19 protein-coding genes are annotated in these 22,197 nt (G+C 60.5%); 10 read left to right on the plus strand and 9 right to left on the minus strand.

Annotation, left to right across the window (positions count from 1 at the left end; translation table 11 throughout):
* Window positions 1-36: 36 nt before the first annotated feature.
* From gatA to P2W41_RS10690, 3 genes are all read right to left on the minus strand, one after another.
* Window positions 37-1,518: an Asp-tRNA(Asn)/Glu-tRNA(Gln) amidotransferase subunit GatA gene (gatA, locus tag P2W41_RS10680; protein ID WP_404933117.1), complete on the minus strand. Its 1,482-nt coding sequence runs from the start codon at window positions 1,516-1,518 to the stop codon at window positions 37-39.
* A gap of 60 nt (window positions 1,519-1,578) precedes the next feature.
* The gene (gene gatC, locus P2W41_RS10685) at window positions 1,579-1,866 is read right to left on the minus strand and encodes an Asp-tRNA(Asn)/Glu-tRNA(Gln) amidotransferase subunit GatC (RefSeq protein ID WP_292895473.1); all 288 of its coding nucleotides are present in this window, start codon (window positions 1,864-1,866) and stop codon (window positions 1,579-1,581) included.
* Window positions 1,867-1,958: 92 nt separating this feature from the next.
* Entirely contained in the window at window positions 1,959-2,666 is a 708-nt protein-coding gene (locus tag P2W41_RS10690; protein WP_292895471.1) for a metal-dependent hydrolase, read from the minus strand.
* 124 nt (window positions 2,667-2,790) lie between these two features.
* Here P2W41_RS10690 and ruvX point away from each other — a divergent pair, with 124 nt between their 5' ends.
* The gene (ruvX, locus tag P2W41_RS10695) at window positions 2,791-3,276 is read left to right on the plus strand and encodes a Holliday junction resolvase RuvX (RefSeq protein WP_292895469.1); all 486 of its coding nucleotides are present in this window, start codon (window positions 2,791-2,793) and stop codon (window positions 3,274-3,276) included.
* On the opposite strand, the gene P2W41_RS10700 is transcribed toward ruvX, so the two are convergent.
* Both P2W41_RS10700 and P2W41_RS10705 read right to left on the minus strand, forming a co-directional pair.
* Window positions 3,222-3,554, minus strand: a complete 333-nt coding sequence (locus P2W41_RS10700; protein ID WP_292895467.1) for a DUF6105 family protein — start codon at window positions 3,552-3,554, stop codon at window positions 3,222-3,224. The genes ruvX and P2W41_RS10700 overlap by 55 nt on opposite strands.
* Entirely contained in the window at window positions 3,554-4,126 is a 573-nt protein-coding gene (locus P2W41_RS10705; protein ID WP_292895465.1) for a hypothetical protein, read from the minus strand. Before P2W41_RS10705 ends, P2W41_RS10700 begins: the two co-directional genes overlap by 1 nt.
* A gap of 163 nt (window positions 4,127-4,289) precedes the next feature.
* On the opposite strand from P2W41_RS10705, the gene P2W41_RS10710 reads away from it, so the two are divergent.
* A complete protein-coding gene (locus P2W41_RS10710; RefSeq protein ID WP_404933118.1) occupies window positions 4,290-5,228 on the plus strand; it encodes an AEC family transporter in 939 nt (312 codons plus the stop codon).
* Here the strand turns inward: P2W41_RS10710 and P2W41_RS10715 are convergent.
* Window positions 5,210-6,838 (minus strand): acyl-CoA dehydrogenase family protein, encoded by a 1,629-nt coding sequence (locus tag P2W41_RS10715; protein ID WP_292895461.1) that lies wholly within the window; start codon window positions 6,836-6,838, stop codon window positions 5,210-5,212. The genes P2W41_RS10710 and P2W41_RS10715 overlap by 19 nt on opposite strands.
* A 203-nt stretch (window positions 6,839-7,041) precedes the next feature.
* Between P2W41_RS10715 and P2W41_RS10720 the strand changes: the two genes are divergently transcribed.
* The 8 genes from P2W41_RS10720 to P2W41_RS10755 all read left to right on the plus strand — a co-directional run bounded on the left by P2W41_RS10720 (window position 7,042) and on the right by P2W41_RS10755 (window position 17,703).
* Window positions 7,042-8,004, plus strand: a complete 963-nt coding sequence (locus tag P2W41_RS10720) for an aspartate carbamoyltransferase catalytic subunit (RefSeq protein ID WP_404933119.1) — start codon at window positions 7,042-7,044, stop codon at window positions 8,002-8,004.
* Window positions 8,001-9,287, plus strand: coding sequence for a dihydroorotase (locus tag P2W41_RS10725; RefSeq protein WP_292895457.1), 1,287 nt, complete (start codon window positions 8,001-8,003; stop codon window positions 9,285-9,287). The genes P2W41_RS10720 and P2W41_RS10725 overlap by 4 nt, the downstream gene beginning before the upstream one ends.
* 29 nt (window positions 9,288-9,316) lie before the next feature.
* A complete protein-coding gene (gene plsY / locus P2W41_RS10730) occupies window positions 9,317-9,931 on the plus strand; it encodes a glycerol-3-phosphate 1-O-acyltransferase PlsY (protein ID WP_404933120.1) in 615 nt (204 codons plus the stop codon).
* Window positions 9,931-11,061: a DNA-processing protein DprA gene (gene dprA / locus P2W41_RS10735; protein WP_404933121.1), complete on the plus strand. Its 1,131-nt coding sequence runs from the start codon at window positions 9,931-9,933 to the stop codon at window positions 11,059-11,061. Before plsY ends, dprA begins: the two co-directional genes overlap by 1 nt.
* A 474-nt stretch (window positions 11,062-11,535) precedes the next feature.
* Window positions 11,536-14,157 (plus strand): type I DNA topoisomerase, encoded by a 2,622-nt coding sequence (gene topA / locus P2W41_RS10740; RefSeq protein WP_404933122.1) that lies wholly within the window; start codon window positions 11,536-11,538, stop codon window positions 14,155-14,157.
* A 4-nt stretch (window positions 14,158-14,161) separates the two neighbouring features.
* Entirely contained in the window at window positions 14,162-16,486 is a 2,325-nt protein-coding gene (gene rnr / locus P2W41_RS10745) for a ribonuclease R (RefSeq protein ID WP_404933123.1), read from the plus strand.
* Window positions 16,486-16,932, plus strand: coding sequence for a DUF983 domain-containing protein (locus P2W41_RS10750; protein ID WP_292895447.1), 447 nt, complete (start codon window positions 16,486-16,488; stop codon window positions 16,930-16,932). Before rnr ends, P2W41_RS10750 begins: the two co-directional genes overlap by 1 nt.
* Window positions 16,933-16,962: 30 nt before the next feature.
* Window positions 16,963-17,703 carry an NUDIX hydrolase gene (locus P2W41_RS10755; RefSeq protein ID WP_404934965.1) on the plus strand — a complete coding sequence of 247 codons (741 nt, stop codon included), beginning with the start codon at window positions 16,963-16,965 and terminating at the stop codon, window positions 17,701-17,703.
* A gap of 189 nt (window positions 17,704-17,892) precedes the next feature.
* Here P2W41_RS10755 and P2W41_RS10760 read toward each other — a convergent pair whose 3' ends face one another.
* The 3 genes from P2W41_RS10760 to P2W41_RS10770 form a co-directional block, all read right to left on the minus strand.
* Window positions 17,893-18,714: a sulfite exporter TauE/SafE family protein gene (locus P2W41_RS10760; RefSeq protein ID WP_404933124.1), complete on the minus strand. Its 822-nt coding sequence runs from the start codon at window positions 18,712-18,714 to the stop codon at window positions 17,893-17,895.
* Between the two features lie 84 nt (window positions 18,715-18,798).
* Window positions 18,799-19,755, minus strand: a complete 957-nt coding sequence (gene dusA, locus P2W41_RS10765) for a tRNA dihydrouridine(20/20a) synthase DusA (RefSeq protein WP_404934966.1) — start codon at window positions 19,753-19,755, stop codon at window positions 18,799-18,801.
* A gap of 713 nt (window positions 19,756-20,468) precedes the next feature.
* Entirely contained in the window at window positions 20,469-22,193 is a 1,725-nt protein-coding gene (locus P2W41_RS10770; protein ID WP_292895441.1) for an FAD-dependent oxidoreductase, read from the minus strand.
* Window positions 22,194-22,197 lie beyond the last annotated feature (4 nt).

Below are 22,197 nucleotides of genomic sequence, written 5' to 3' on the forward strand. Positions count from 1 at the left end.
CGGCCCCTGTTTTAGATCAAAGCCGCACCATGATGACTACCACCACCTGTTAGGTGCAAAACGCCCCGCGGCCTGTTCGATCACATGCGCCGTACGGAACAGTGTCTCTTCGTCAAACGGCTTGCCTATGAGTTGGAGGCCGAGCGGAAGGCCTTTTGGGTCGAGGCCGGCCGGTACGGCAATCCCGGGCAAGCCCGCCATGTTCACCGTGACGGTGAAGATGTCGTTGAGATACATCTTTACCGGATCAGACGCCATATCCTGATCCGCGATGCCGAAGGCCGCCGAAGGTGTAGCTGGCGTCAGGATGGCATCGACGCCCTGATCGAACACCTGCTCGAAGTCGCGCTTGATAAGCGTGCGCACCTTCTGTGCCCTGAGATAATAGGCATCGTAATAGCCCGCAGACAGCACGTAGGTGCCGATCATGATGCGGCGCTTGACCTCGCGGCCAAAACCGGCCGCACGGGTCTGCTCATACATGTCGGCAATGTCCCTGCCGGGCACGCGCAGGCCGTAGCGTACGCCATCATAGCGCGCCAGGTTTGACGAGGCTTCGGCAGGCGCAACGATATAGTAGGCCGGCAGCGCGTACTTGGTGTGCGGCAGGGAGATATCGACGATCTCCGCGCCCGCATCGCGCATCCAGTCAATGCCCTTCTTCCAGAGCGCTTCGATTTCCTCCGGCATGCCGTCGAGACGGTATTCACGCGGGATGCCGATCTTCAGGCCTTTGACCGACCGGCCAATGGCAGCTTCGTAATCCGGCACCGGCAGGTCGACGGAGGTGGTGTCCTTGTCGTCCACAGAGGCCATCGATTTCAAGAGAATTGCCGCGTCGCGGACGTCGCGCGCAATCGGCCCTGCCTGATCAAGTGAGGAGGCGAAGGCCACCGTGCCCCAGCGCGAGCAGCGGCCATAGGTAGGTTTGATGCCGACCGTTCCGGTGAAGGCGGCGGGCTGGCGGATCGACCCGCCCGTGTCCGTTGCGGTGGCACCCGCACACAGGAAGGCGGCCACAGCGGCGGCAGACCCACCCGACGAACCGCCTGGAACGAGATCGGCATTGGAGCCTTCGGCGCGCCAGGGATTGATGACCGGCCCGTAATAGGAGGTTTCGTTGGACGATCCCATCGCAAACTCATCCATGTTGAGCTTGCCGAGCATCACCGCGCCATCCGCCCACAAATTGGCCGTGACGGTGGATTCGTATTTGGGCTTGAACCCGTCAAGGATGTGGCTTGCTGCCTGGGTGTGAACGTCCTGCGTTGCAAACAGGTCCTTGATGCCGAGCGGAATGCCTTCCAGGGGACCGGCTTCGCCTTTTGCAAACTTTTCGTCACTCGCCTTTGCCATGGCGCGTGCCTTGTCATGTGTGACAGCCACATAGGCGTTGAGCTTTTCGTTGGCTGTATCGATGGCCGAAAGATAGGCCTCGGTCAGCTCGGTGGCGGTGAAGGCCTTTGTGGCCAGCTTCTCGCGCGCTTCGGCGATTGTGAGTTTGGTGAGCTCTGTCATGGAAGATCCGTGAAAATCCGGCGGCCCGTCAGGGCAAATGGGTTGGGAAGCGAGGCGTTCTTATTCGACCACTTTGGGCACGACGAAGAAATTGTCTTCCGAGGCCGGCGCATTGGCGACGATATCGTCAGCCTTGTTGCCGTCGGTCACGCCGTCCTGACGCTTCTTCATCGCCATCGGAATGACGGAGGTCATCGGCTCGACGCCCTCCACATTCACTTCATTCAACTGCTCGACGAAACCGAGAATGGCATTGAGTTCACCCGTCATGCGCTCGGCATCGGCCTCGTCAACGGCAATGCGGGAAAGGCGCGCAACACGCTTCACGGTATCGATGTCCACGGACATGGTTTTCTCCAGGCGCTTATTGGCTGCGCCCCGGCTATAATCGGCACGCGGGCGGCGTGCAACCGCCAACGCGCTCCGACGCACCGGATTTGCTAAAGGGTTATGCTCTCGCCGACTTTGAGCGTCGGTACGTTCACGCCCGATCCTTCCATTCCGTCGATGAATTTCTGCGCCGTTTGATCGATGATCGGGAACGAGCCAAAATGACAGGGCAGAACCGTCTCGAACTTGAAGTAGCGACGGCAGGCAAGAGCAGCCACAGCGCCCCCCATGGTGAAGCGGTCGCCGACGGGTACAAGACCGATTTCGGGCTGATGCAACTCATGAATCAGCGCCATATCGCTAAAAATATCGGTGTCGCCCATATGATAGAGCGTCTTTTCATCGGGGAAATGAAGCACCAGGCCTGCAGGATTGCCCAGATAGGTGTTCGCACCGCCCTCGCCCGAAGAAGATGAGGAATGCTGCGCGTTGACAAAGGTGGTGGTGAAACCGCCGCAATCGACCGTGCCGCCATGGTTGCCGGGGTTGATCCGGCTCTGGTCGACACCTTTACCCACAAGAAACATGCAGATCTCGAAATTGGCGACCAGCATCGCTCCGGTGCTTTTCAGAATATCGACCGCATCGCCGATATGATCGTCATGGCCGTGGGTGAGCAACACATGGGTCACGCCATCGGACGGGCCTTCCCATCCACCGCTCCAGGAGGGGTTGCCGCTGAAAAACGGATCGATCAGGATGTGTGCGTCACCCGCATCCACGCGAAATGCCGAATGGCCGTACCAGGTCAGCTCCATGCGATTGTCCTCCATTATCTCTGTCGCGCAGCGCACTCGATGGCGGCTATCGCACATCGGCAGCTTTCCGTGTAACCGGTGCAGCGCTAAAACGATCCCTCAGTCCTAATCGGAGAAGATGGTTTTGTCAGTGGTTGACCTGCAGGAACTCCCCGCTTTTCTCGAAGCAGGCCAGACACTGGCCGGCCTCGATCTCGGCACCAGGACCATAGGGCTTTCAGTCTCCGATCGAGGCCTGTCCCTTGCCACACCACGGCAGGTGATCATGCGCAGGAAGTTCACACAGGATTCCGAAGCACTGATTGCGGCTTTCGAGCGCGACAATGTGGGCGGGATTGTCATCGGCCTGCCGGTGAACATGGACGGAAGCGAAGGACCGCGTGCGCAGTCGACGCGCGCCTTTATCCGCAATTTCGAGCGGCTTACCGACCTTCCCGTCGCCTTCTGGGACGAACGCATGTCGACGGTCGCTGCGGAGCGAGCCCTTCTGGAGATGGATGTGTCACGGAAAAAACGGGCCGAGCGGATCGATTCGGCTGCTGCCGCCTTCATTCTTCAGGGCGCACTCGACAGGTTGCGCGCTTCCGGGCCCGCCTCATCCACACGATAAGCCGCCCGTTTCTCTTTGAACCAGGTCCACAGGGCGCGCCGGCGCCGGAACGCGATGATGGCCAGAAGGATGAAGCTGTCGAGCACGCAGGCCCGGGCTACCATGCCTGGAATAATGGTCGGGTCGATGCCCAGAATGTTGCCGTAAATCCGAAACAGCAGGTCATTCATCTCCCGGCTGAAAAAGCCGAGGCCGAAGTTGATGTCATGATAGGACAGTCCATACCATCCCCAGAACAGGCCGAGCGGGAGCGCCCAGAAAATCAGAAGATAACGCATTACGGGCTCCGATGATCGTTGGCGGGCGGCGAGAAACGCAGCCGCTGCCTGCGGGCAACACGCCACGCCATGGCTTCGTGAGCGGCATCAATAATCTGCAGTGTCGAGACCCGGGACATGGGCGCTGCGGCCGGTACGGTTTTTTCCTGTTCCGCGATCCCCTCCTCCCGCCGCATCACCAGATGAGACGCCAGAACAGCGAGGAATTTCATCGTTGTGGCGGTCGAGGGCGAGAACGCGGTTGCATTTGAGGAAAGCCCTGCATGAAACACGTCGACAAGCAGCATGACCAATGCAGCGGCGCAGGCCAGTCCGGCAACGTTTGCCGTCTCGTGCCGGTCTCCATTTTCAAGCACAGACACAAAGAGCGTCCACGTGAAAAGCGCGGCCACCAGCGCGTTGCCCAGCACAATACCCAAATGGCCGAAGAATGTTGTTGCTTGCCAGGCGGTCTCAGCACCCAGAGCGCCAGCGGGCACGATAATGCCTTCGGCCTGCGCGGCTGACCAGGCGGCCAGACCGAAAATGACGGCCCAGTAGACAGACAGAAGGATAGAAAATGTGCGGTTCATGACTCTCGTTCCCGGATAAAAGTCACACTGAACCGCCGCAAATCTCCCTGCAACGGTTACCAATCATTAAGGTTAACTTTCACAGGCGCGGAGAGTGGGGCTCCGGCTTTACAGACCTGCGGCCGGTCATTAGCAATAAGATCCCCTCTCTTCCCGGTTTCCCATGTTCGCCATTTTCGAAAGCACCCTGCCGATTTTCCTGGTCATCATTGCGGGAAACGCGCTGCGCCGGACACCGCTTATCAGGGACGAAACGTGGCCGGGGCTGGAGCAGCTTTGCTACTGGTTCCTGTACCCCGCGCTGCTTTTCATCACCATTGCCAATGCGGACTTCTCAAAACTCCGGCTGGACGCCCTGCTTGGGGCTCTGATGGTCTCGGTCCTCGTGATGATCCTTCTCGTGCTGGCCATATGGCCCCTGCTGAAAGCAAGCGGATTGATCAGGCACAGTCAGTATTCTTCGCTCTTCCAGACTGCGGTACGCTGGAACGGCTTCATGGCGCTGGCGGTCGCGCAGAAGCTCTTTCCTCCCGAAGGTGCAGCCGTGGTCGCACTTGTGATGGCGACGATCATCATCCCCATCAACATCGCCTCGGTGTTCGTGGTCACACGGTTTGCGGACCGCAGCGCATCGTGGTCAAAGGTCCTTCTGGACGTGGTCCGAAACCCGATGGTTCTGGCGGCGGCGGGTGCGGTGGTTCTGCGGTTCATGCCCTTTGGACTCTACCCGCCTTTGAACCAGACGCTTGATCTGGTCGGTCGCGCTGCGCTCGGGATGGGGCTTTTGACCATTGGCGCCAGCCTGCGTCCCGGCGATTTCCTGGGCGCACCGGTAGCCCTGTGGACCTCCGCCTTTCTGAAACTGATCTTCTTTCCGGCGCTCATGATTTCGATGGCGCTCGGTTTTGGCGTCACTGGACCGGCGCTCGACTACCTGGCGCTCTGTGCGGCGGTTCCCACCGCCATGAATGGCTATCTTCTCGCACGTCAACTCGGTGGTGATGCACCACTTTACGCGAGTATAACCACGCTGCAGACAGCGCTCGCCTTCTTCACGATGCCGCTTGTTCTAACGGTTGTCGCTCAGCTCGCGTCCGGATAAAGCACATCGAGGATGGAGGCCGCATCGTGCCGCGCATCCAGCATTCCGTAAGTGCTGCGCCACTGGCCGGCAAGACGCGTCTCGATGAAGGCATCGGCAACCCTTCCGGCACCCATGCGTTTCAACTCGGCTGCGGCTGCCGCCAGGGCGAGCTGTTCGGTCAGGATGCGGGCCGACCCCTCATCCGTCTGACACACGCGCGCAGCGGCGGCCAGAACCTCCAGCGTTGCGCCGCCTTTTTCGCCAAGGTCTCTGCCAATCATCCCAAGCACATCGTCAAAAAGCCCGGCATTGCGCTCAAGGACGCGCAAAACGTCAAGTCCCATCACGTTGCCGGAGCCTTCCCAGATCGCGTTGACCGGGGCTTCACGGTAGTGACGGGCGAGCGGGGCCTCCTCGACATAGCCATTGCCGCCCAGGCACTCCATCGCCTCATAGGTGACGGCGGGCGCCAGCTTGCAGACCCAGTATTTGACCACCGGCGTCATGACGCGGGCGAAGGCCGCATCACCGCGGCTGTCGGCGGCCTCGTCAAAGGAACGGGCGAGCCGCATCGAAAGCGCCGTTGCCGCCGCGACGTCAAGGGCCATGTCGGCAAGCACCCGCATCATCAGCGGCTGCTCGATGAGCCGCGAGCCGAAAGCCTTACGGTGGCGCGTGTGATGCACGGCTTCCGCCAGTGCCGCACGCATCATGCCCGCCGAGCCCAGTGCACAGTCGAGCCGCGTCAGCGTCACCATGTCCATGATGGTGCGGATGCCACCACCCGGCTCGCCGACCAGTTCACCCATTGTGCCGTGGAATTCCACCTCTGATGAGGCATTCGAGCGATTGCCGAGCTTTTCCTTGAGACGCTGGAAATGCAGGCCGTTTCCGGCGCCGTCCTCCAGCACCCGCGGCACCAGAAAACAGGACAACCCCTGATCGGCCTGCGCCAGCACCAGAAAAGCGTCGGACATTGGCGCAGACAGGAACCATTTGTGGCCCGTCAGACGATAGATCTTTCCTTCAAGGCGTTCGGCCCGCGTGGTGTTTGCGCGCACATCGGTTCCGCCCTGCTTTTCGGTCATCCCCATACCTATGGTGATGCCGTTCTTCTGCGCCACTGGCTTGTTCGAATGATCGTATTTGCGGACGGCCACGCGTGGCGCCCAGCGGCGAAACAGCGTGTTGTCCGCCATCAATGCCGCAAGCGAGGCATTGGTCATGGTCAGCGGGCATAGATGACCGCATTCGAGTTGTGCCGTCAGATAAAAGCGCGCAGCACGTATCTGATGGCGATGTCCTGCCTCGGATTCCGTCTTCTCCCAGATGGAGGAATGGAGCCCGTTGGCGGCGGAGCGACGCATCAATGCGTGATATGCGGGATGATATTCGACGAGATCGAGCCGGTTTCCATACCGGTCATGGGTTCTGAGCTGAGGCGTTTCGGCATTGGCCAGACGGGCCAGATCAAGTGCCTCCTGATTACGCACGAAACGCCCAAGCGTATCGAGTTCCTTGCGCACAGGTTCTGAGAACCGCTCTGCCACCTGCATCAGCAAGGGATCGCTGCGCCAGGCATTGGTGCCGGCGATCGGAGGCGACTGGTTGGTTACTTCATGCGTCACGGCTTCACTCTATCACAACAAAAGCAGCGCGTCGGGAATCAACGCACGCTCAACGACCCATAGTGGCAAGCACACCTTGCCAATCGATGAAAGCTTGATGACCCACAAAAACAGAAAAGCTGTTATTTGTGCCCGGTAGACGGGTTCGGCACGCGATGCGCGCTTGCAGCGGTTCTGGCTGCAGCCTATAGCAGGCTCTTGAGATGACAAACGCCTCTTTCCCACTTTACCCACACCGCCACCTGCTTGGCATCAAGGGGCTGTCGCCCCTCGACATCGAAACACTTCTCGACCGTGCCGATGCGGCCGTTGCGATTTCAAGGCGGCAGGAGAAGAAGACGGCCGCGCTGCGCGGCCGTACACATATCAACCTTTTCTACGAAGCCTCCACACGGACCCAGTCTTCGTTCGAACTGGCTGGCAAGCGGCTCGGCGCGGATGTCATGAACATGTCCGTCGCAAGCTCTTCGACCAAGAAGGGCGAGACGCTGCTCGACACTGCGATCACGCTGAACGCCATGCGGCCGGATATTCTGGTGATCCGGCACGCTGCGGCCGGCGCTGCGGCGCTCCTCGCCCAGAAGGTTTCATGCTCAGTCGTCAATGCGGGCGACGGCGCTCATGAACACCCGACACAGGCTCTGCTCGATGCACTTACGATACGTCGCGCGAAAGGCCGCATTGGCGGGCTCACCGTGGCGATCTGCGGTGACGTTCTGCATTCACGCGTGGCGCGCTCGAACATCGTTTTGCTGAACGCCATGGGCGCGCGGGTGCGGGTCGTTGCGCCCTCGACGCTTCTTCCCGCCGGCATCGGCCAGATGGGAGTGGAACCCTTCACGAGGATGGACGAGGGCCTGAAGGGAGCGGATATTGTGATGATGCTCCGATTGCAGCGCGAACGAATGGCAGGATCGCTCATTCCCTCGGTACGGGAGTATTTCCGCCATTTCGGCCTGGATTCGGAAAAGCTGAAGGTAGCCAGGGATGATGTACTGGTGATGCATCCGGGCCCCATGAATCGAGGAGTCGAAATCGCCTCCGAGATCGCAGACGGACCGCAAAGTCTGATTCAGGAACAGGTGGAAATGGGCGTTGCCGTGCGGATGGCCGTGATGGAAGCGTTGCTTGACCCAAGACGTGACACCGAGGGAGACGTGACATGAGCGCGACCGTCTTTCAGAACGCTCGTGTTGTCGATCCCTCGCGTGACATAGACGAAAACGGTTCGGTCATCGTCGCCGACGGCAAAATCCTTGCCGCAGGTGCCGATGCCCATAATCAGGGCACCCCTGAAAACGCTGAAATCGTCGATTGCCAGGGGCACGCTGTCATCCCCGGTCTTGTGGATTCGCGCGTGTTCATAGGTGAGCCCGGCGCGGAACACCGTGAAACCATCGCCTCAGCAAGCCGGGCCGCAGCAGCAGGCGGCGTGACGTCCGTCATCATGATGCCCGATACCTCCCCGGTGATCGACGATGTGGCTCTGGTGGAGTTCGTCAAACGCACCGCACGCGATACGGCGACCATCAACGTGTTTCCTGCTGCATCCGTAACCAAGGGGTTTGCGGGAAAGGAGCTTTCGGAATTTGGGCTTTTGCACGAAGCCGGGGCCGTGATGCTTACCGAGGGGCGTTCGACAATCGACAACGCACTGGTGATGCGGCGTGCCCTCACCTACGCCCGCGATCTGGGCATTACCATAGCCCACGAGACACAGGATCCGCATCTGGCCTCCTCAGGCGTGATGAATGAGGGACTTTTCGCGAGCTGGCTCGGGCTTCCCGGCATTCCGCGCGAGGCTGAAACCATACCGCTCAGCCGGGACCTGATGCTCGCCACCCTGACCGGAGGCCGCTACCACGCCGCGAAAATCTCCACCGCAATGTCGGCAGCGGCCATCGCACGGGCCAAGAATGAAGGAGCGGATGTCAGCGCAGGCATCTCGATCAACCATTTGACGCTGAACGAAAACGACATCGGCGATTACCGCACATTCTTCCGGCTTTCGCCGCCCTTGCGCACAGAAGATGACCGGGTCGCCATGGTGGAGGCACTGAAAACCGGGGTTGTCGATATTATCGTTTCCTCGCACGACCCGCAGGACGTGGACACAAAGCGCCTACCGTTTGCCGAAGCCGAAGCCGGTGCCATCGGTCTCGAGACATTGCTGGCAGCATCATTGCGCCTTTATCACAATGGCGACCTGTCACTGATGCGCCTCATCGAGTGTCTGTCCACCGCACCAGCGCGATTGTTCGGGCTTCCCGGCGGCACACTCAAGCCGGGTGCGGACGCTGATCTTGCACTGGTAGATCTCGGCGCGCCGTGGATCGTACGCGAGGCAGACATTCGATCGCTGTCGAAGAACACATGCTTTGAGGGCGCACGTATGCAGGGTCGGGTCTTGCAAACAATGGTTGCAGGCCGCACAGTATTCACGGCCTGAGCGAAAGAAGGTTCGAGGGAGAGAACCAGATGCCGGATCCCATCAGTTGGCAGATTGCGCTGCCCTATCTCGCCGCAGCGCTCTTGTTCGGTTATCTGCTCGGATCCATTCCGTTCGGCTTGATCGTTACACGCCTCGCCGGTCTTGGCGATGTCCGCAAGATCGGTTCGGGCAATATCGGTGCAACCAATGTACTCCGCACAGGCAACAAGAAACTCGCTGCCCTTACGCTCCTTGGCGATGCACTCAAAGGCACGGCTGCCGTTTTGCTTGCCGGTCTTTATGGCCCCGATCAGGCAATCGCGGCAGGGCTTGGCGCGTTTCTCGGCCATCTCTTTCCTGTCTGGCTAGGCTTCCGTGGCGGCAAGGGAGTGGCAACCTATCTCGGCGTCCTGATTGCGCTCGCCTGGCCGGGTGCCATCATCTTCGCCGCAGTCTGGCTCACCGTGGCCTTCGTCACGCGGTATTCGTCGCTTTCGGCGCTAGTCGCCGCGCTCGCCGTTCCGCTCGGACTTTATCTGCTGGACTATGTTCAGGTGGCTGAACTCTTTGTGTTGATGAGCGCGATCGTGTTTATCAAGCACCGCACAAACATATCGCGTTTGATGGCGGGGACTGAAACACGCATCGGGGGCAAGGGGTGATGAGTGCTGACGAAGGCGCTCGGCTTAGCGACCGTCAGCGCCTCGCCTGGTTGCAGCTACTACGCAGCGAGAATGTCGGCCCGGTCACTTTCCGCCAACTCGTCAATCACTTCGGTTCGGCCGAAACCGCGCTAAAGATGTTGCCGGAGCTTGCGGCTCGCGGCGGAGCGACGCGGCGTATCGTTATCGCCTCCCTCACGGATGTGGAGCGGGAACTGGAAGAAGCAAGACGCCTGGGCGCCAGTTTCGTCGCTGTCGGGGAACCTGAGTATCCCCCGTTAATGCGCCGTATGGACCAGCCGCCCCCACTGCTCGCGATGAAGGGGGATCTTTCCGTTGCACTCAGGCCGACAATCGCACTGGTCGGAGCGCGCAACGCATCGCTCACCGGCATAAAGATGGCAAGGCAACTGGCGGCCGAGCTCGGAAAGGCCGGCTTCTCCGTCGCGTCGGGACTTGCCCGCGGGATCGATGCCGCGGTCCACCAGGGCAGCCTCGACAGTGGCACCATCGCTGCGCTTGCCGGCGGTCTTGATCGCCCCTACCCGCCCGAAAATCTCACGCTTTTTGAGGAAATTGCGGAACGGGGAACCGTGCTGAGCGAAATGCCGTTCGGCTGGGTGCCGCGGGCGCGCGATTTTCCCCGCCGTAACCGCCTGGTCGCGGGTCTCGCCTTTGGTCTTGTGGTGGTCGAAGCGGCAAAGCGCTCCGGTTCTCTCATAAGCGCTCGGCTGGCCGGAGAGATGGGACGGCTTGTCTTCGCCGTACCGGGATCACCTTACGATCCACGCGCGGGCGGCACGAATGCGCTCCTGAAAGACGGTGCGATCCTGGTCACCGAAACCGATGACATCGTTTCGCAGATAATTCCCCTGTTGGAGAAACCGCTGCCGAGAACAGAAAGCCTTGAAGAACCCTCGCCTGTCTCGGCGGCTCCGCCTCCCAGCGATAGCGACCGTGATAAAATCACTCAGGCACTGGGCCCCACCCCCGTGCTGACAGACGATATTATCCGCCATACCGGCCTTCATCCCTCACAGGTTCTCACCATTCTGCTCGAGCTTGATCTTGCCGGTCGGCTTGAGCGGCATTCAGGAAGCGCGGTCTCGCTTCTTCCCGGGAACATCTAGCCCCCTCGCATTCCCCTGAAAACGACAGGGCTGGTCGCCGCGAATAATGTCGCCGGCCTCGAGATACGCCATCTCAATCATGTATGCGAGCAGGTCACATCGCTCCGCAAGCGCCATGGTTCGCAACTGACCGAGCATTGCCTGCATATAATCAAGTGCGTCGGTTCGGCCCCCACCACAATGTTCGCCCATTCGCCGACACTCCCTTCCAGCGCGCGGCACCCCTGGTGTTGCCCGATATCCGCCGTCCCCGATCATTCTCCATTAGGACCCAGATGAAGTATACACACCATTATAAACAAATAAACGGAAAATTTACGATAAACAAAAACTGTCCACAGACCCTTTCCAGCGGACGAAATTCCCGTTGACCCTTGACCGCACGGCAAAGCACGGCCATGTGACGAGGCTGGATTCGTTCAAATTGCGAGGCGCCGCCAGATGCCGGACGCCTGCGGGGAAATCTGAAAGCTTATGGATCTCGTTATCGTCGAGTCGCCGGCCAAGGCGAAAACCATCAACAAATATCTGGGTTCGAACTACAAGGTTCTGGCTTCGTTCGGCCATGTCCGCGACCTTCCACCCAAGGATGGCTCGGTGCGTCCTGACGAGGATTTCGCCATGTCGTGGAGCGTGGACAGCCCCTCCTCCAAGCGACTAAGCGACATCGCCAAGGCTGTGAAGGATGCCGATACGCTGATACTCGCCACCGACCCCGACCGCGAGGGAGAGGCGATTTCCTGGCATGTGCTGGAAGTTCTGAGGCAGAAAAAGGTTCTCAAGGACAAGCCGGTGCAGCGCGTTGTCTTCAACGCCATCACCAAGAAGGCCGTGCTCGACGCACTGGCCCATCCTCGTGAACTCGATGCGCCGCTCGTCGATGCCTATCTTGCGCGCCGCGCACTTGATTATCTGGTTGGTTTTACACTTTCGCCCGTCCTGTGGCGGAAGCTGCCTGGAGCGCGCTCGGCGGGCCGCGTCCAATCGGTAGCGCTGCGCCTCGTCTGCGACCGCGAGGCGGAAATCGAGCGCTTCATCCGCGAGGATTACTGGCAGATTGCAGCAAAGCTCTCCACGCCGCGCCAGGAGAGTTTTGAAGCGCGCCTGACGACCATCGACGGTAAAAAACTGCAGAAGCTCGATATCAAGAGCCAGGAGCAGGCCGACGACATCACTGCGATGCTTGAGGGTGCTTCCTTCAGAGCAGTCTCCGTCGAGGCAAAGCCGACGCGGCGCAATCCCGCGCCGCCCTTCACCACATCGACCCTGCAGCAGGCCGCGTCCTCGCGTCTCGGCTTCGGTGCCTCGCGCACCATGCAGGTGGCGCAGCGCCTCTACGAAGGCATTGACATCGGTGGTGAGACGGCAGGTCTGATCACCTATATGCGTACCGACGGCGTTCAGATGGCGCCTGAGGCGCTCGATCAGGCGCGCAAGGCGATCGGCGCCGAGTTCGGCGAGCGCTATCTGCCCGAGAAGCCGCGCTTTTATTCGGTGAAGGCCAAGAATGCGCAGGAAGCGCACGAAGCCATCCGTCCGACGGATTTCTCCCGCACGCCCGATCAGGTGCGCCGTTATCTCGATGCGGATCAGGCTCGTCTCTACGAAATAATCTGGAAACGTGCCATCGCCAGCCAGATGCAGCCTGCCGAGATTGAGCGTACGACGGTCGAGATCGTTGCCGAGAACGGGGCTCGCAATGCCGGGCTGCGTGCCGTCGGATCGGTCATCCGGTTTGAGGGTTTCCTTGCCGCCTATGCAATCGACAAGGACGAAAACGCCGAGGATGAGGAAAGCCGCCGCCTGCCTGAAATTCACGAAGGCGAGATGCAGACGCGCGAAAAGATCGACGCCACCAAGCACACGACCGAGCCGCCGCCGCGCTATTCGGAAGCCTCGCTCATCAAGAAGATGGAAGAGCTCGGCATCGGCCGCCCCTCTACCTATGCGGCGACGCTCAAGACGCTTGAGGATCGTGACTATGTGACGATCGAGAAGCGCAAGCTCATGCCGCAGGCCAAGGGCCGGCTGGTCACGGCATTTCTGGAAAATTTCTTCGAACGCTATGTGGAATACGACTTCACCGCAGATCTTGAAGAAAAGCTCGACAAGATTTCCGATGGCCAGCTTTCATGGAAGGAGGTTCTGCGTGATTTCTGGCAGGATTTCTCGGGCCATGTGGACGAGATCAAGGAACTTCGTGTCACCAATGTTCTCGATGCGCTCAACGAGGAACTGGCCCCGCTCGCCTTCCCCGCCAAGGAAGACGGCAGCGATCCGCGCGCCTGTCCGCGCTGCGGGAGCGGCCAGCTCTCTCTCAAGCTCGGTCGCCACGGTGCGTTCGTCGGCTGTTCCAACTATCCCGAGTGCGGGTTTACCCGCCAGTTCGGGGAGGCGGGCAATGGCGAGAATGGCGAAAACGGTCTCGACGGCGACAAGGTGCTCGGCAAGGACCCGCACACCGAAGAGGAGATCACGCTGCGCTCCGGCCGGTTCGGTCCCTATATCCAGCGTGGTGAAGGCAAGGAAGCCAAGCGGGCCGGGCTGCCGAAGGGCTGGGCGCCCGAATCCATCGACATCGAGAAGGCGCTTGCGCTTCTGTCGCTGCCGCGTGATGTCGGCCAGCATCCTGAATCCGGCAAGATGATCTCCGCCGGCATTGGACGCTACGGCCCCTTCCTGCTGCATGACGGCGCTTATGCCAATCTGGAAAGCGTCGAGGATGTGTTCTCCATCGGGCTGAACCGCGCCGTCACGGTGATTGCGGAGAAACAGGCCAAGGGCGGGCGCGGACGTTCGACGCCGACAGCTCTCAAGGAGCTTGGCGATCACCCCGACGGGGGCGGCAAGATCACCGTCCGCGACGGGCGCTACGGCCCCTATGTCAATCACGGCAAGGTCAACGCGACCCTTCCCAAGGGCAAGGACCCGATGGACGTGACGCTCGAGGAAGCGCTCGAACTGATCGCGGCCAAAGCATCCAAGGGCGGCAAGAAGAAGCCGGCGGCGAAGAAGAAAGCGCCGGCCAAGAAGGCGACCACGGCCAAGAAGACAACCGCGGCAAAGAAAAAGACCGCAGCCAGGAAAGAGGAATAACGCCTTGGCGCGCAGCATCTCCGGCAAGTCGAAATCGAAGGCCCGGTCGGCCAGCACACAAACGGCCAAAGGGTCGTCCGGTTCGGCATTGCCCAGTCGCGACGAAGTGCTGCGCTTTATCAAGGACAATCCTGATCGCACGTCGAAGCGCGACATCGCCAAGGCGTTCGGTCTCAAGGGTGGCGACCGTATCTGGCTGAAGGATATTCTGCGTGACCTTCAGGACGAGGGACTTTTGAAGAAAACGCGCAAGCGCCTTCTTCGTCCGGGCGCGCTGCCTCATGTGGTAGTGCTCGACATATTCTCGCGCGACGCCGCCGGCGCGCTTCTGGCAAGGCCCGCCGAGCGCGAGGATCAGGATGAAGGGGAAGGCCCCCTGCCCCTCGTGGAAATCCGCACTCAAAAGGGCGGCAAGCCTGCTGGCATTGGCGACCGCGTGCTGGCCCGCGTTTTCCCCACGGATAATGGTGAAGGTCCCGCCTATACGGGCCGCGTGATGAAGGTCTTCGAAAAGCGGCGGCAGAGCATTCTTGGCGTCATCCGCAAGTCGAAGGATGGCGTGTTTCGCATCGAGCCCGTCGAGCGCACCCAGCGCGAACTCGTGATTGACGGCAACGATCTGAACGACGCGCAGGATGGCGATCTGGTGGAGATCGAGCCCATTTCCGGCGGGCGCTACGGCCCCGCGCGCGGCAAGGTGATTTCGGTCATCGGTTCGCTTTCCAGTGAAAAGGCGGTCTCCATGATCGCCATTCACGCGCACGAGATTCCACATATCTTCCCCGAAGGGGTGATCGCCGAGGCGGAAGCCGCAAAGCCCGTCACGCTTTCAGGCCGCGAAGACTGGCGCGACCTGCCGCTCATCACCATCGACCCGGCCGACGCCAAGGACCACGATGATGCGGTCATGGCTGAGCCTGATCCGGACGAGAAAAACCCGGGTGGCTTCATCGCCACGGTGGCCATCGCCGATGTGGCACATTATGTGCGGCAGGGTTCCGCACTCGACCGGGAGGCCCTGAAACGCGGCAATTCCGTCTATTTTCCGGACCGTGTCGTTCCGATGCTGCCCGAGCGCATTTCCAACGATCTGTGCTCCTTGCGCGAGGGCGAACCGCGCCCTGCGCTTGCCGTACGCATGCGTTTTTCTGCGTCGGGGCGGAAGGTCGGCCACAGCTTCCATCGTGTCATTATGCGCTCGGCGGCGAAACTCTCCTATCAGCAGGCTCAGAAGGCCATCGATGGGGAACCGGACGACAAGACCGGCCCGCTTCTTGACCACATCCTCAAGCCGCTCTGGGCGGCCTACGCCGTCCTGAAACGCGGGCGCGATGACCGTCAGCCGCTGGAACTCGACCTGCCTGAGCGCAAGATCCTCCTGAAGGAGGACGGCACTGTCGATCGCGTGGTCGTACCGCCGCGTCTCGATGCGCACAAATTGATCGAAGAATTCATGGTGCAGGCCAATGTGGCTGCGGCCGAGACACTGGAGGCCAAGCGTCAGGCGCTCGTCTACCGCGTCCACGACGCCCCATCGCTTGCCAAGCAGGAAGCCCTGCGCGAATTTCTGCGCACCTTCGAGATCTCGCTGGCGCGAGGGGCGCAGCTCAAGCCCGCCCAGTTCAACGCGATCCTCGCCCGCGTGCGTGACACGGAACACGAGCAACTGGTCAACGAAGTCGTGCTGCGCTCGCAGAGCCAGGCAGTATACGCACCTGAAAACCTTGGCCATTTCGGTTTGAACCTACGTCGCTACGCCCATTTCACCTCGCCCATCCGCCGCTATGCGGATCTGATCGTCCATCGCGCGCTGATTGCGGCTCTCGGGCTTGGCAAGGACGGGCTGACACAGGACGAGGAATCCCGGCTGGAAGAAACGGCTGCTCTCATCTCGGCAACCGAGCGCCGCGCCATGGCCGCCGAGCGCGACACGGTTGACCGGCTTGTGGCCGAGCATCTGTCGGGTCGTCTGGGCGAAGAGTTCGATGCCCGCATCTCCGGCGTGGCCAAGGCGGGACTTTTTGTCCAGTTGCCGCAATACGGTGCCGATGGCTTTGTGCCTGTCTCCACACTGGGAGACGAGTACTATATCTATGACGAAGCACGGCATGCCATGGTGGGTGAGCGCAGTGGGCGCGGCTTTCAGCTTGGTGACAGCGTGTCGGTGCGGCTCGTCGAAATTGCGCCGCTGGCCGGCGCCATGCGGTTTGAAATGCTGAGCAAGCCCGAGAAACTGCCGGGGTCGATGAAATCGTTTCACAAGGCCAGGGGTCGCCCAGGCCGCACCTCGGGTAAGAGCCGCCGCGCCTCGCAGGGCAGGAGACGATAATGGAAGAGAATATCTACGGCGGCGCAGCAACTGAAAAGAAGCCTGAACGCCCGCTTGTGGAGGCCATGAAACGCGGCTTCATGGGACGCTGCCCCAATTGCGGCGAAGGGAAACTTTTTCGCGCCTATCTGAAAACCGCGGACAAATGCCCTGCATGCGGCGAGGAATTCCACCATCACCGCGCCGATGACCTGCCCGCATATCTGGTGATCTTCATCGTCGGCCACGTCGTTGTCGGCGCGTTCATGGGGATGGAGGCGTTCACCGATTGGCCGGGCTGGGTGCATCTTTCGATCTGGGTGCCGGTCACGCTGATTATGTCTCTCCTTCTGATCGGCCCCATCAAGGGTTCGATCGTCGGGCTCCAATGGGCCTATTACATGCACGGGTTCGGCGATGAAGACGAACCGGCAGACACACACCCGGAACTGGAAAAACATTCTTAGGAGAAGGCCATGAGCGAGCGCCCCAATCGCATGGATGGTCTCGACAAGGCCGCCGTCGATCGCGCTGAGGCAAAGGATTTTTCGCTCGGCGGCAAGCCCATGCGGCCACGGGATGCGGCGACGCTCATCCTGCTTGACCGAAGCGGTGACGAAGTGCGCGTTTTGATGGGACGTCGCCATCGCAAACACGCTTTCATGCCCGGCCGTTTCGTGTTTCCGGGAGGGCGTACCGATCCCGCCGATGGCCGCATTCCCGTGGCCGCGGGCCTGCACCCTGACGAAGAGCGCCGGCTGATCGGCACCGGATCACGTGCGACACCGGCGCGGGCACGCGCCGTCGCCATGTCGGCCATTCGCGAAACCTATGAGGAAGCCGGTCTGCTGATCGGCGAGAAAGGCCCTTTCTCCACCACGGCAAGAGACTGGCAGGGCTTTGCCACAAACGACGTCTGCCCCTCGCTCTCCGGCCTGCGTTACATCGCCCGTGCGATCACGCCGCCCGGTCGTGTGCGCCGCTTCGACACCCGGTTTCTGGCCGCGTGGCGTGACGATGTGGCGGTGGAACTGCCCGATGGCGGCCCGACCCATGAGCTGGAGGAGCTGGTATGGCTTTCCATTCCGGAGGCGAAAAAAACCGAGGTTCCGCTCATCACCTGCACAATCCTCGATGATCTGGAACAGCGTCTCAAGGTTGATCCGGAGCTCAAGCCGGGGGCGCCCGTACCCTTCTATTCCATGCGCTACAACCGCTTTGAGCGGAAGCTGATCTAGGGTCAGGACTGGTGCGTGGTTCGACAAGCTCACCATGAGGGACGGTGGCGCTAGCGAACAACGCCTCTCTGCCGCTGCTCCAGATGAAGCCCGGTGAAACCCTCCCTCATGGTGAGCTTGTCGAACCACGCACAGGCATTGCAGCAACCGATCAAGCGAAACATTGAGATAAAGGAGTGGCGACCTAGCCTAAAGCAGACTCCAGCCAAAACGGGCGGCCACGATAATCATGAAAATGCCGAACGCCGTTTCGAGCTTCCTCTTGTCGAGCGCATGGGCGATCCGCACACCGAGCGGTGCCACGAGGAGCGTGATCGGTATGATGAGCAGGACGGCAATCCAGTTCACATAACCGGTGGAGGCCACCGGCAGCAGCGGCTCGCCCCATCCGGCCCAGACATAGCCGAAGAGACCAGGGATCGAGATCAACACGCCCACCCCCGACGAGGTCGCCACAGCCTGGTGCATGGGACGGTTGAACAGCGTCATGAAGGTGTTGTTCAAAACACCGCCGCCAATGCCCATCAACGTGGAGAAGAAACCGATCAACGCTCCCACCAGTGAACGGGCTGGATTGCCCGGAATCTCGGTTCCAAGATGCCAGGTCTGCCGGTTCAAAAGCAGCCGGATACCCACCAGACAGGCAATCACCGCGAAGATCGCCCGCAACCCGCTGCTGGACACATGAGCCGCGACAAGCGATGCCAGGACAACACCAGTCGGCACGGCAATGACGAAGCTGCGCAACAGATCCATGTCCACCGCGCCCCGCAGATAATGCGCGCGGAAGGAGCGCAGGGAGGTCGGCACGATGATGGCAAGCGACGTGCCGACGGACAGGTGCATGCGCACCGCCTCATCCACGCCAACAAGTCCAAACACCTGATAAAAAACGGGGACCAGGATCGCACCGCCGCCTATGCCGAAAAGACCGGCGAGGATGCCTGCCACGACGCCCGCCGCCGCCAGTGCAGCAGAAAACATGGCGATTTCGCCCATGGGCAGGTTCATGACGCCCCCTCTCAGACCCGACGCAGCGTCGCCTAGCTAGCGTTGATGCGGGCCAAATGCAATTTCCATTTGTCGGGATCGTTCTCAGGCCGCATCGCGTTTTGTAGTGAGGTCAACGGCCGCGAATGCCTCACGCAGGACATCCCCTCCCGCCCCCGGCCTTGTGGCCTTGCTTGAAAGGATCTGCCTATAGCGGCGTGCACCGTCAAATCCGTGAAACAGGCCGATCATGTGTCTTGTCACATGCGACAGCCGGCCGCCCCGCGCGATATGCTGATCGGCATAGTCGGCCATAGTCTCAATCAGCGCGTCAAAGTCTACCGGCTGCGACGATACCCCTTCGAGAAAGGCATCGACATCCGCCAACAGCGCCGGATTCTGATAGGCCGCCCGCCCCAGCATCACGCCATCCACATGCTCAAGATGCCGGCGCGCCTCTTCGAGGGTAACAATGCCGCCATTGATACCGATGAAGCGGTCCGGATTCCCATGTTTGAGGCGATAGACACGATCGTAATCCAGCGGCGGAATCTCCCGGTTCTCCTTGGGGCTCAACCCCTGTAACCAGGCTTTGCGGGCATGCACCCAAAGCGCATCGGCTCCCGCTGACCAAGCCGCATCGGCAAGTGCATCAAGCGCCGTTTCGGTATCCTGATCGTCCACGCCGATCCGGCACTTGACCGTCACCGGTACGGAAACCCGTGCCTTCATCGCCGCAACACCCGCCGCCACGACGTCCGGCGTTTTCATCAAACAGGCGCCGAAGGTTCCCGACTGGACCCGGTCCGATGGGCAACCGACATTGAGATTGATCTCGTCATACCCAAAGCCAGCCCCGATCTCGGCAGCTCGGGCGAGTTTTTCAGGATCGGATCCCCCAAGCTGAAGTGCAACGGGGTGTTCGCTCCCGTCAAAGCCGAGCAGGCGCTCACGATCGCCGTGAATGGCAGCGTCGGCAACAATCATCTCGGTATAGAGAAGCGCCAGGCCCGTAAGTTGCCGATGGAAATAGCGGCAATGGCGGTCCGTCCAGTCGATCATCGGCGCAACGGCGAACACCGATTTCTTTAGGCACCAATTTGTTTCATTTTTATCAGGACCTTGCGGCACCTTCTTCTCCGTCTTTCTCACATTCGTTTTGTACCAGTTCCACCTGCTTCGGAGCTGGATTTGGCACAATGTACCAAATTGCATCCCCGTGAACCGAACAAGGGAGCGATAGTGGGCACAATTACCGCGCGCAAGTGCAAGACGGCAGCGTCGGCTACGTGGCGCGAGTGCGGGTTATGCGGGATGGCGCAATCTATCACCAGACGGAGACTTTTGACAGACGTCCCGCCGCGGCGGTCTGGATGAGAAAAAGGGAGTGTGAGCTCGCAAAGTCTGGCACCATCGACGAAATCAGGGTCGCCGACCCGAGGCTAGCAAAGATCATCGACACGCAAGGCGCCATCAAGGAGATCGGGCGGTCGAAGGCACAAGTGCTCAGGGCGATCGGCGACCGCCTCTCAAGAACTCAACAAGCTGCTGGATAACGCCTTGTTCTCTGGTGCTTTCTTCTACCAATGCGGCTGTGCCGGAAAAAATATCGCCGCAAAATTAAACCATTGAAATCACTATGATACTTCTAAAAAACAAGTTCCTGTTCTCGCTCTCTGGATTCAAGAGACCGCCGGTTGGATATACGCAGAAACGCACTCTTCCAAAGTACTGCCAATTGCCAGTAGCAGGTATTCGGAGTTGTCAACCTTCGCTCAGCCACGGCGTTTCCCATCATCGCCGCGGGTGTGAAGTTTAAGAGCAGCCCTGGCCGCGTGGCACCCCGCAATGTAGCCAAAAGTCAGGGCGGGGCCGAGCGTAATCCCGGCGCCCGGATAGGCGCCGCCCATGACCGAGTTCATGTCGTTTCCGCAGGCATAAAGCCCTGGCACTGCGCTGCCGTCGGTGTCAAGAACCTGGGCATCGGCATTCACGGAAAGGCCCATTGATGTGCCGATATCGCCAGGATAGATCCGGATCGCGTAATATGGCGCTTTGAGCGGCCGTAAGCAGGGATTTGGCTTGTTGTCCGGGTCGCCGAGATAGGTCTGGTAGGCGGTATTGCCCTTCCCGAATGCACTGTCGGTTCCGACCGTGGCATCGCGATTGTAGTGGTCCACCGTCTCGGCCAGTGCCTGTTCCGGTACACCACACAGCGAGGCCAGTTCGCCGAGAGAAGCCGCACGCTTTAAATAACCCGAACGAATATGCGGCCGGTAGGAAGCCGGAAACGGCCGAACAGCGCCGAACCCGTATTTCCGCAAATTGGCATGGTCACAGACCAGCCAGGCCTCGTGCACGCCGCTCGCGAGCATTCCGCTGACAAAATCATGATAGGAAGATGCCTCGTTGACAAAGCGGCGACCGGTATTGTCGATCGCGATCAGGCCCGGTTTGGCCCGGTCGAGGAAGAGATGCGGAAAGGGCCTATGACCGCCCTGAGCGGGGATCAGCGAGACGGGTGCCCAAAAGGCAGCATTCTTGTTGGACCTGCGGAAATCCGCCCCAACCGCCTGTGCCGCGCGGATTCCGTCGCCGGTCGCGGGTTTGGGCGACATCGAGTAATGCGCTGATCCTTCCCGCACATGGGCCATAACCTCGCGGCGCATGGTCTGCGAAGCCGGAAAGCCACCAGTCGCCAGGACTACGCCAACACGGGCGCGGAATTCCGTTCCGTCATCGGCCGCGAAACCCGTGACACGGCCATTCTTGTAAAGCAGTTGGTCGAGCGCGACGCCCGTCCGGATCCCGATGTTGCGCTTGAGCACCGAATAGGCCAGACGGCCCGCGACCGCCTGACCAAGCACAAGCCGCGTTCCGCGATGATATGTCAAACGGTCCCGCAGATGGCGCGCAAGGAGCCTCAGGGCATGCAGGGCGGAGGTCGGCCTTCGCGTCAAATTCATGAAGTGACCGATATCGATGCGGTTGAGAAGCATGCCGCCAAGAACCGTGAACTCGTCGATCGGGTCTTTTAAACGCCTGAAATGATCCCCCAGTAATCTGCCGTCAAACGTGCGGGCATCAAGAACGCGTCCGCCCATAGCGGCGCCCGGACTGTCCGGATGGTAGTCCGGAGAGTATTCGCGGTGCTCGAACTGCAGGTCGGTGTGCGTCTCCATGAACTCGACCATCTCTGGCCCGTTCTTGAGAAAGGCATTCACCACTTCCGTGTTCATTGCGTTACCGACTTCACCGGCTATGTAGCGCAGCGCATCCTCTCTGCTGTCGGACATGCCCGCCGCGCGCATCTTGGGGTTGTCGGGTATCCAGATGGCGCCGCCGGAAACCGCGGTAGAACCGCCGAACTGCGCATCCTTTTCGAAGATCGCGACCGTCAGGCCAAGCTCATGGGCAGTCAGCGCGGCGGCCATGCCGGCCGCGCCGGACCCGATAATGACGAGATCGAATTCCTCGTTGCAAGCAGATTCAGATTTCACCGTA

The organism is Nitratireductor sp. L15S-10 (assembly GCF_045011005.1).
GTDB lineage: Bacteria > Pseudomonadota > Alphaproteobacteria > Rhizobiales > Rhizobiaceae > Nitratireductor.

Excerpts from the sequence above, each read along its gene's own strand:
- gatA (WP_404933117.1), bottom strand. The coding sequence starts at position 1,518 with ATGACAGAGCTCACCAAACTCACAATCGCCGAAGCGCGCGAGAAGCTG.
- gatC (WP_292895473.1), bottom strand. The coding sequence starts at position 1,866 with ATGTCCGTGGACATCGATACCGTGAAGCGTGTTGCGCGCCTTTCCCGC.
- P2W41_RS10690 (WP_292895471.1), bottom strand. The coding sequence starts at position 2,666 with ATGGAGCTGACCTGGTACGGCCATTCGGCATTTCGCGTGGATGCGGGT.
- P2W41_RS10700 (WP_292895467.1), bottom strand. The coding sequence starts at position 3,554 with ATGCGTTATCTTCTGATTTTCTGGGCGCTCCCGCTCGGCCTGTTCTGG.
- P2W41_RS10705 (WP_292895465.1), bottom strand. The coding sequence starts at position 4,126 with ATGAACCGCACATTTTCTATCCTTCTGTCTGTCTACTGGGCCGTCATT.
- P2W41_RS10710 (WP_404933118.1), top strand. The coding sequence starts at position 4,290 with ATGTTCGCCATTTTCGAAAGCACCCTGCCGATTTTCCTGGTCATCATT.
- P2W41_RS10720 (WP_404933119.1), top strand. The coding sequence starts at position 7,042 with ATGACAAACGCCTCTTTCCCACTTTACCCACACCGCCACCTGCTTGGC.
- P2W41_RS10725 (WP_292895457.1), top strand. The coding sequence starts at position 8,001 with ATGAGCGCGACCGTCTTTCAGAACGCTCGTGTTGTCGATCCCTCGCGT.
- plsY (WP_404933120.1), top strand. The coding sequence starts at position 9,317 with ATGCCGGATCCCATCAGTTGGCAGATTGCGCTGCCCTATCTCGCCGCA.
- dprA (WP_404933121.1), top strand. The coding sequence starts at position 9,931 with ATGAGTGCTGACGAAGGCGCTCGGCTTAGCGACCGTCAGCGCCTCGCC.
- topA (WP_404933122.1), top strand. The coding sequence starts at position 11,536 with ATGGATCTCGTTATCGTCGAGTCGCCGGCCAAGGCGAAAACCATCAAC.
- P2W41_RS10750 (WP_292895447.1), top strand. The coding sequence starts at position 16,486 with ATGGAAGAGAATATCTACGGCGGCGCAGCAACTGAAAAGAAGCCTGAA.
- P2W41_RS10755 (WP_404934965.1), top strand. The coding sequence starts at position 16,963 with ATGGATGGTCTCGACAAGGCCGCCGTCGATCGCGCTGAGGCAAAGGAT.
- P2W41_RS10760 (WP_404933124.1), bottom strand. The coding sequence starts at position 18,714 with ATGAACCTGCCCATGGGCGAAATCGCCATGTTTTCTGCTGCACTGGCG.
- dusA (WP_404934966.1), bottom strand. The coding sequence starts at position 19,755 with ATGATCGACTGGACGGACCGCCATTGCCGCTATTTCCATCGGCAACTT.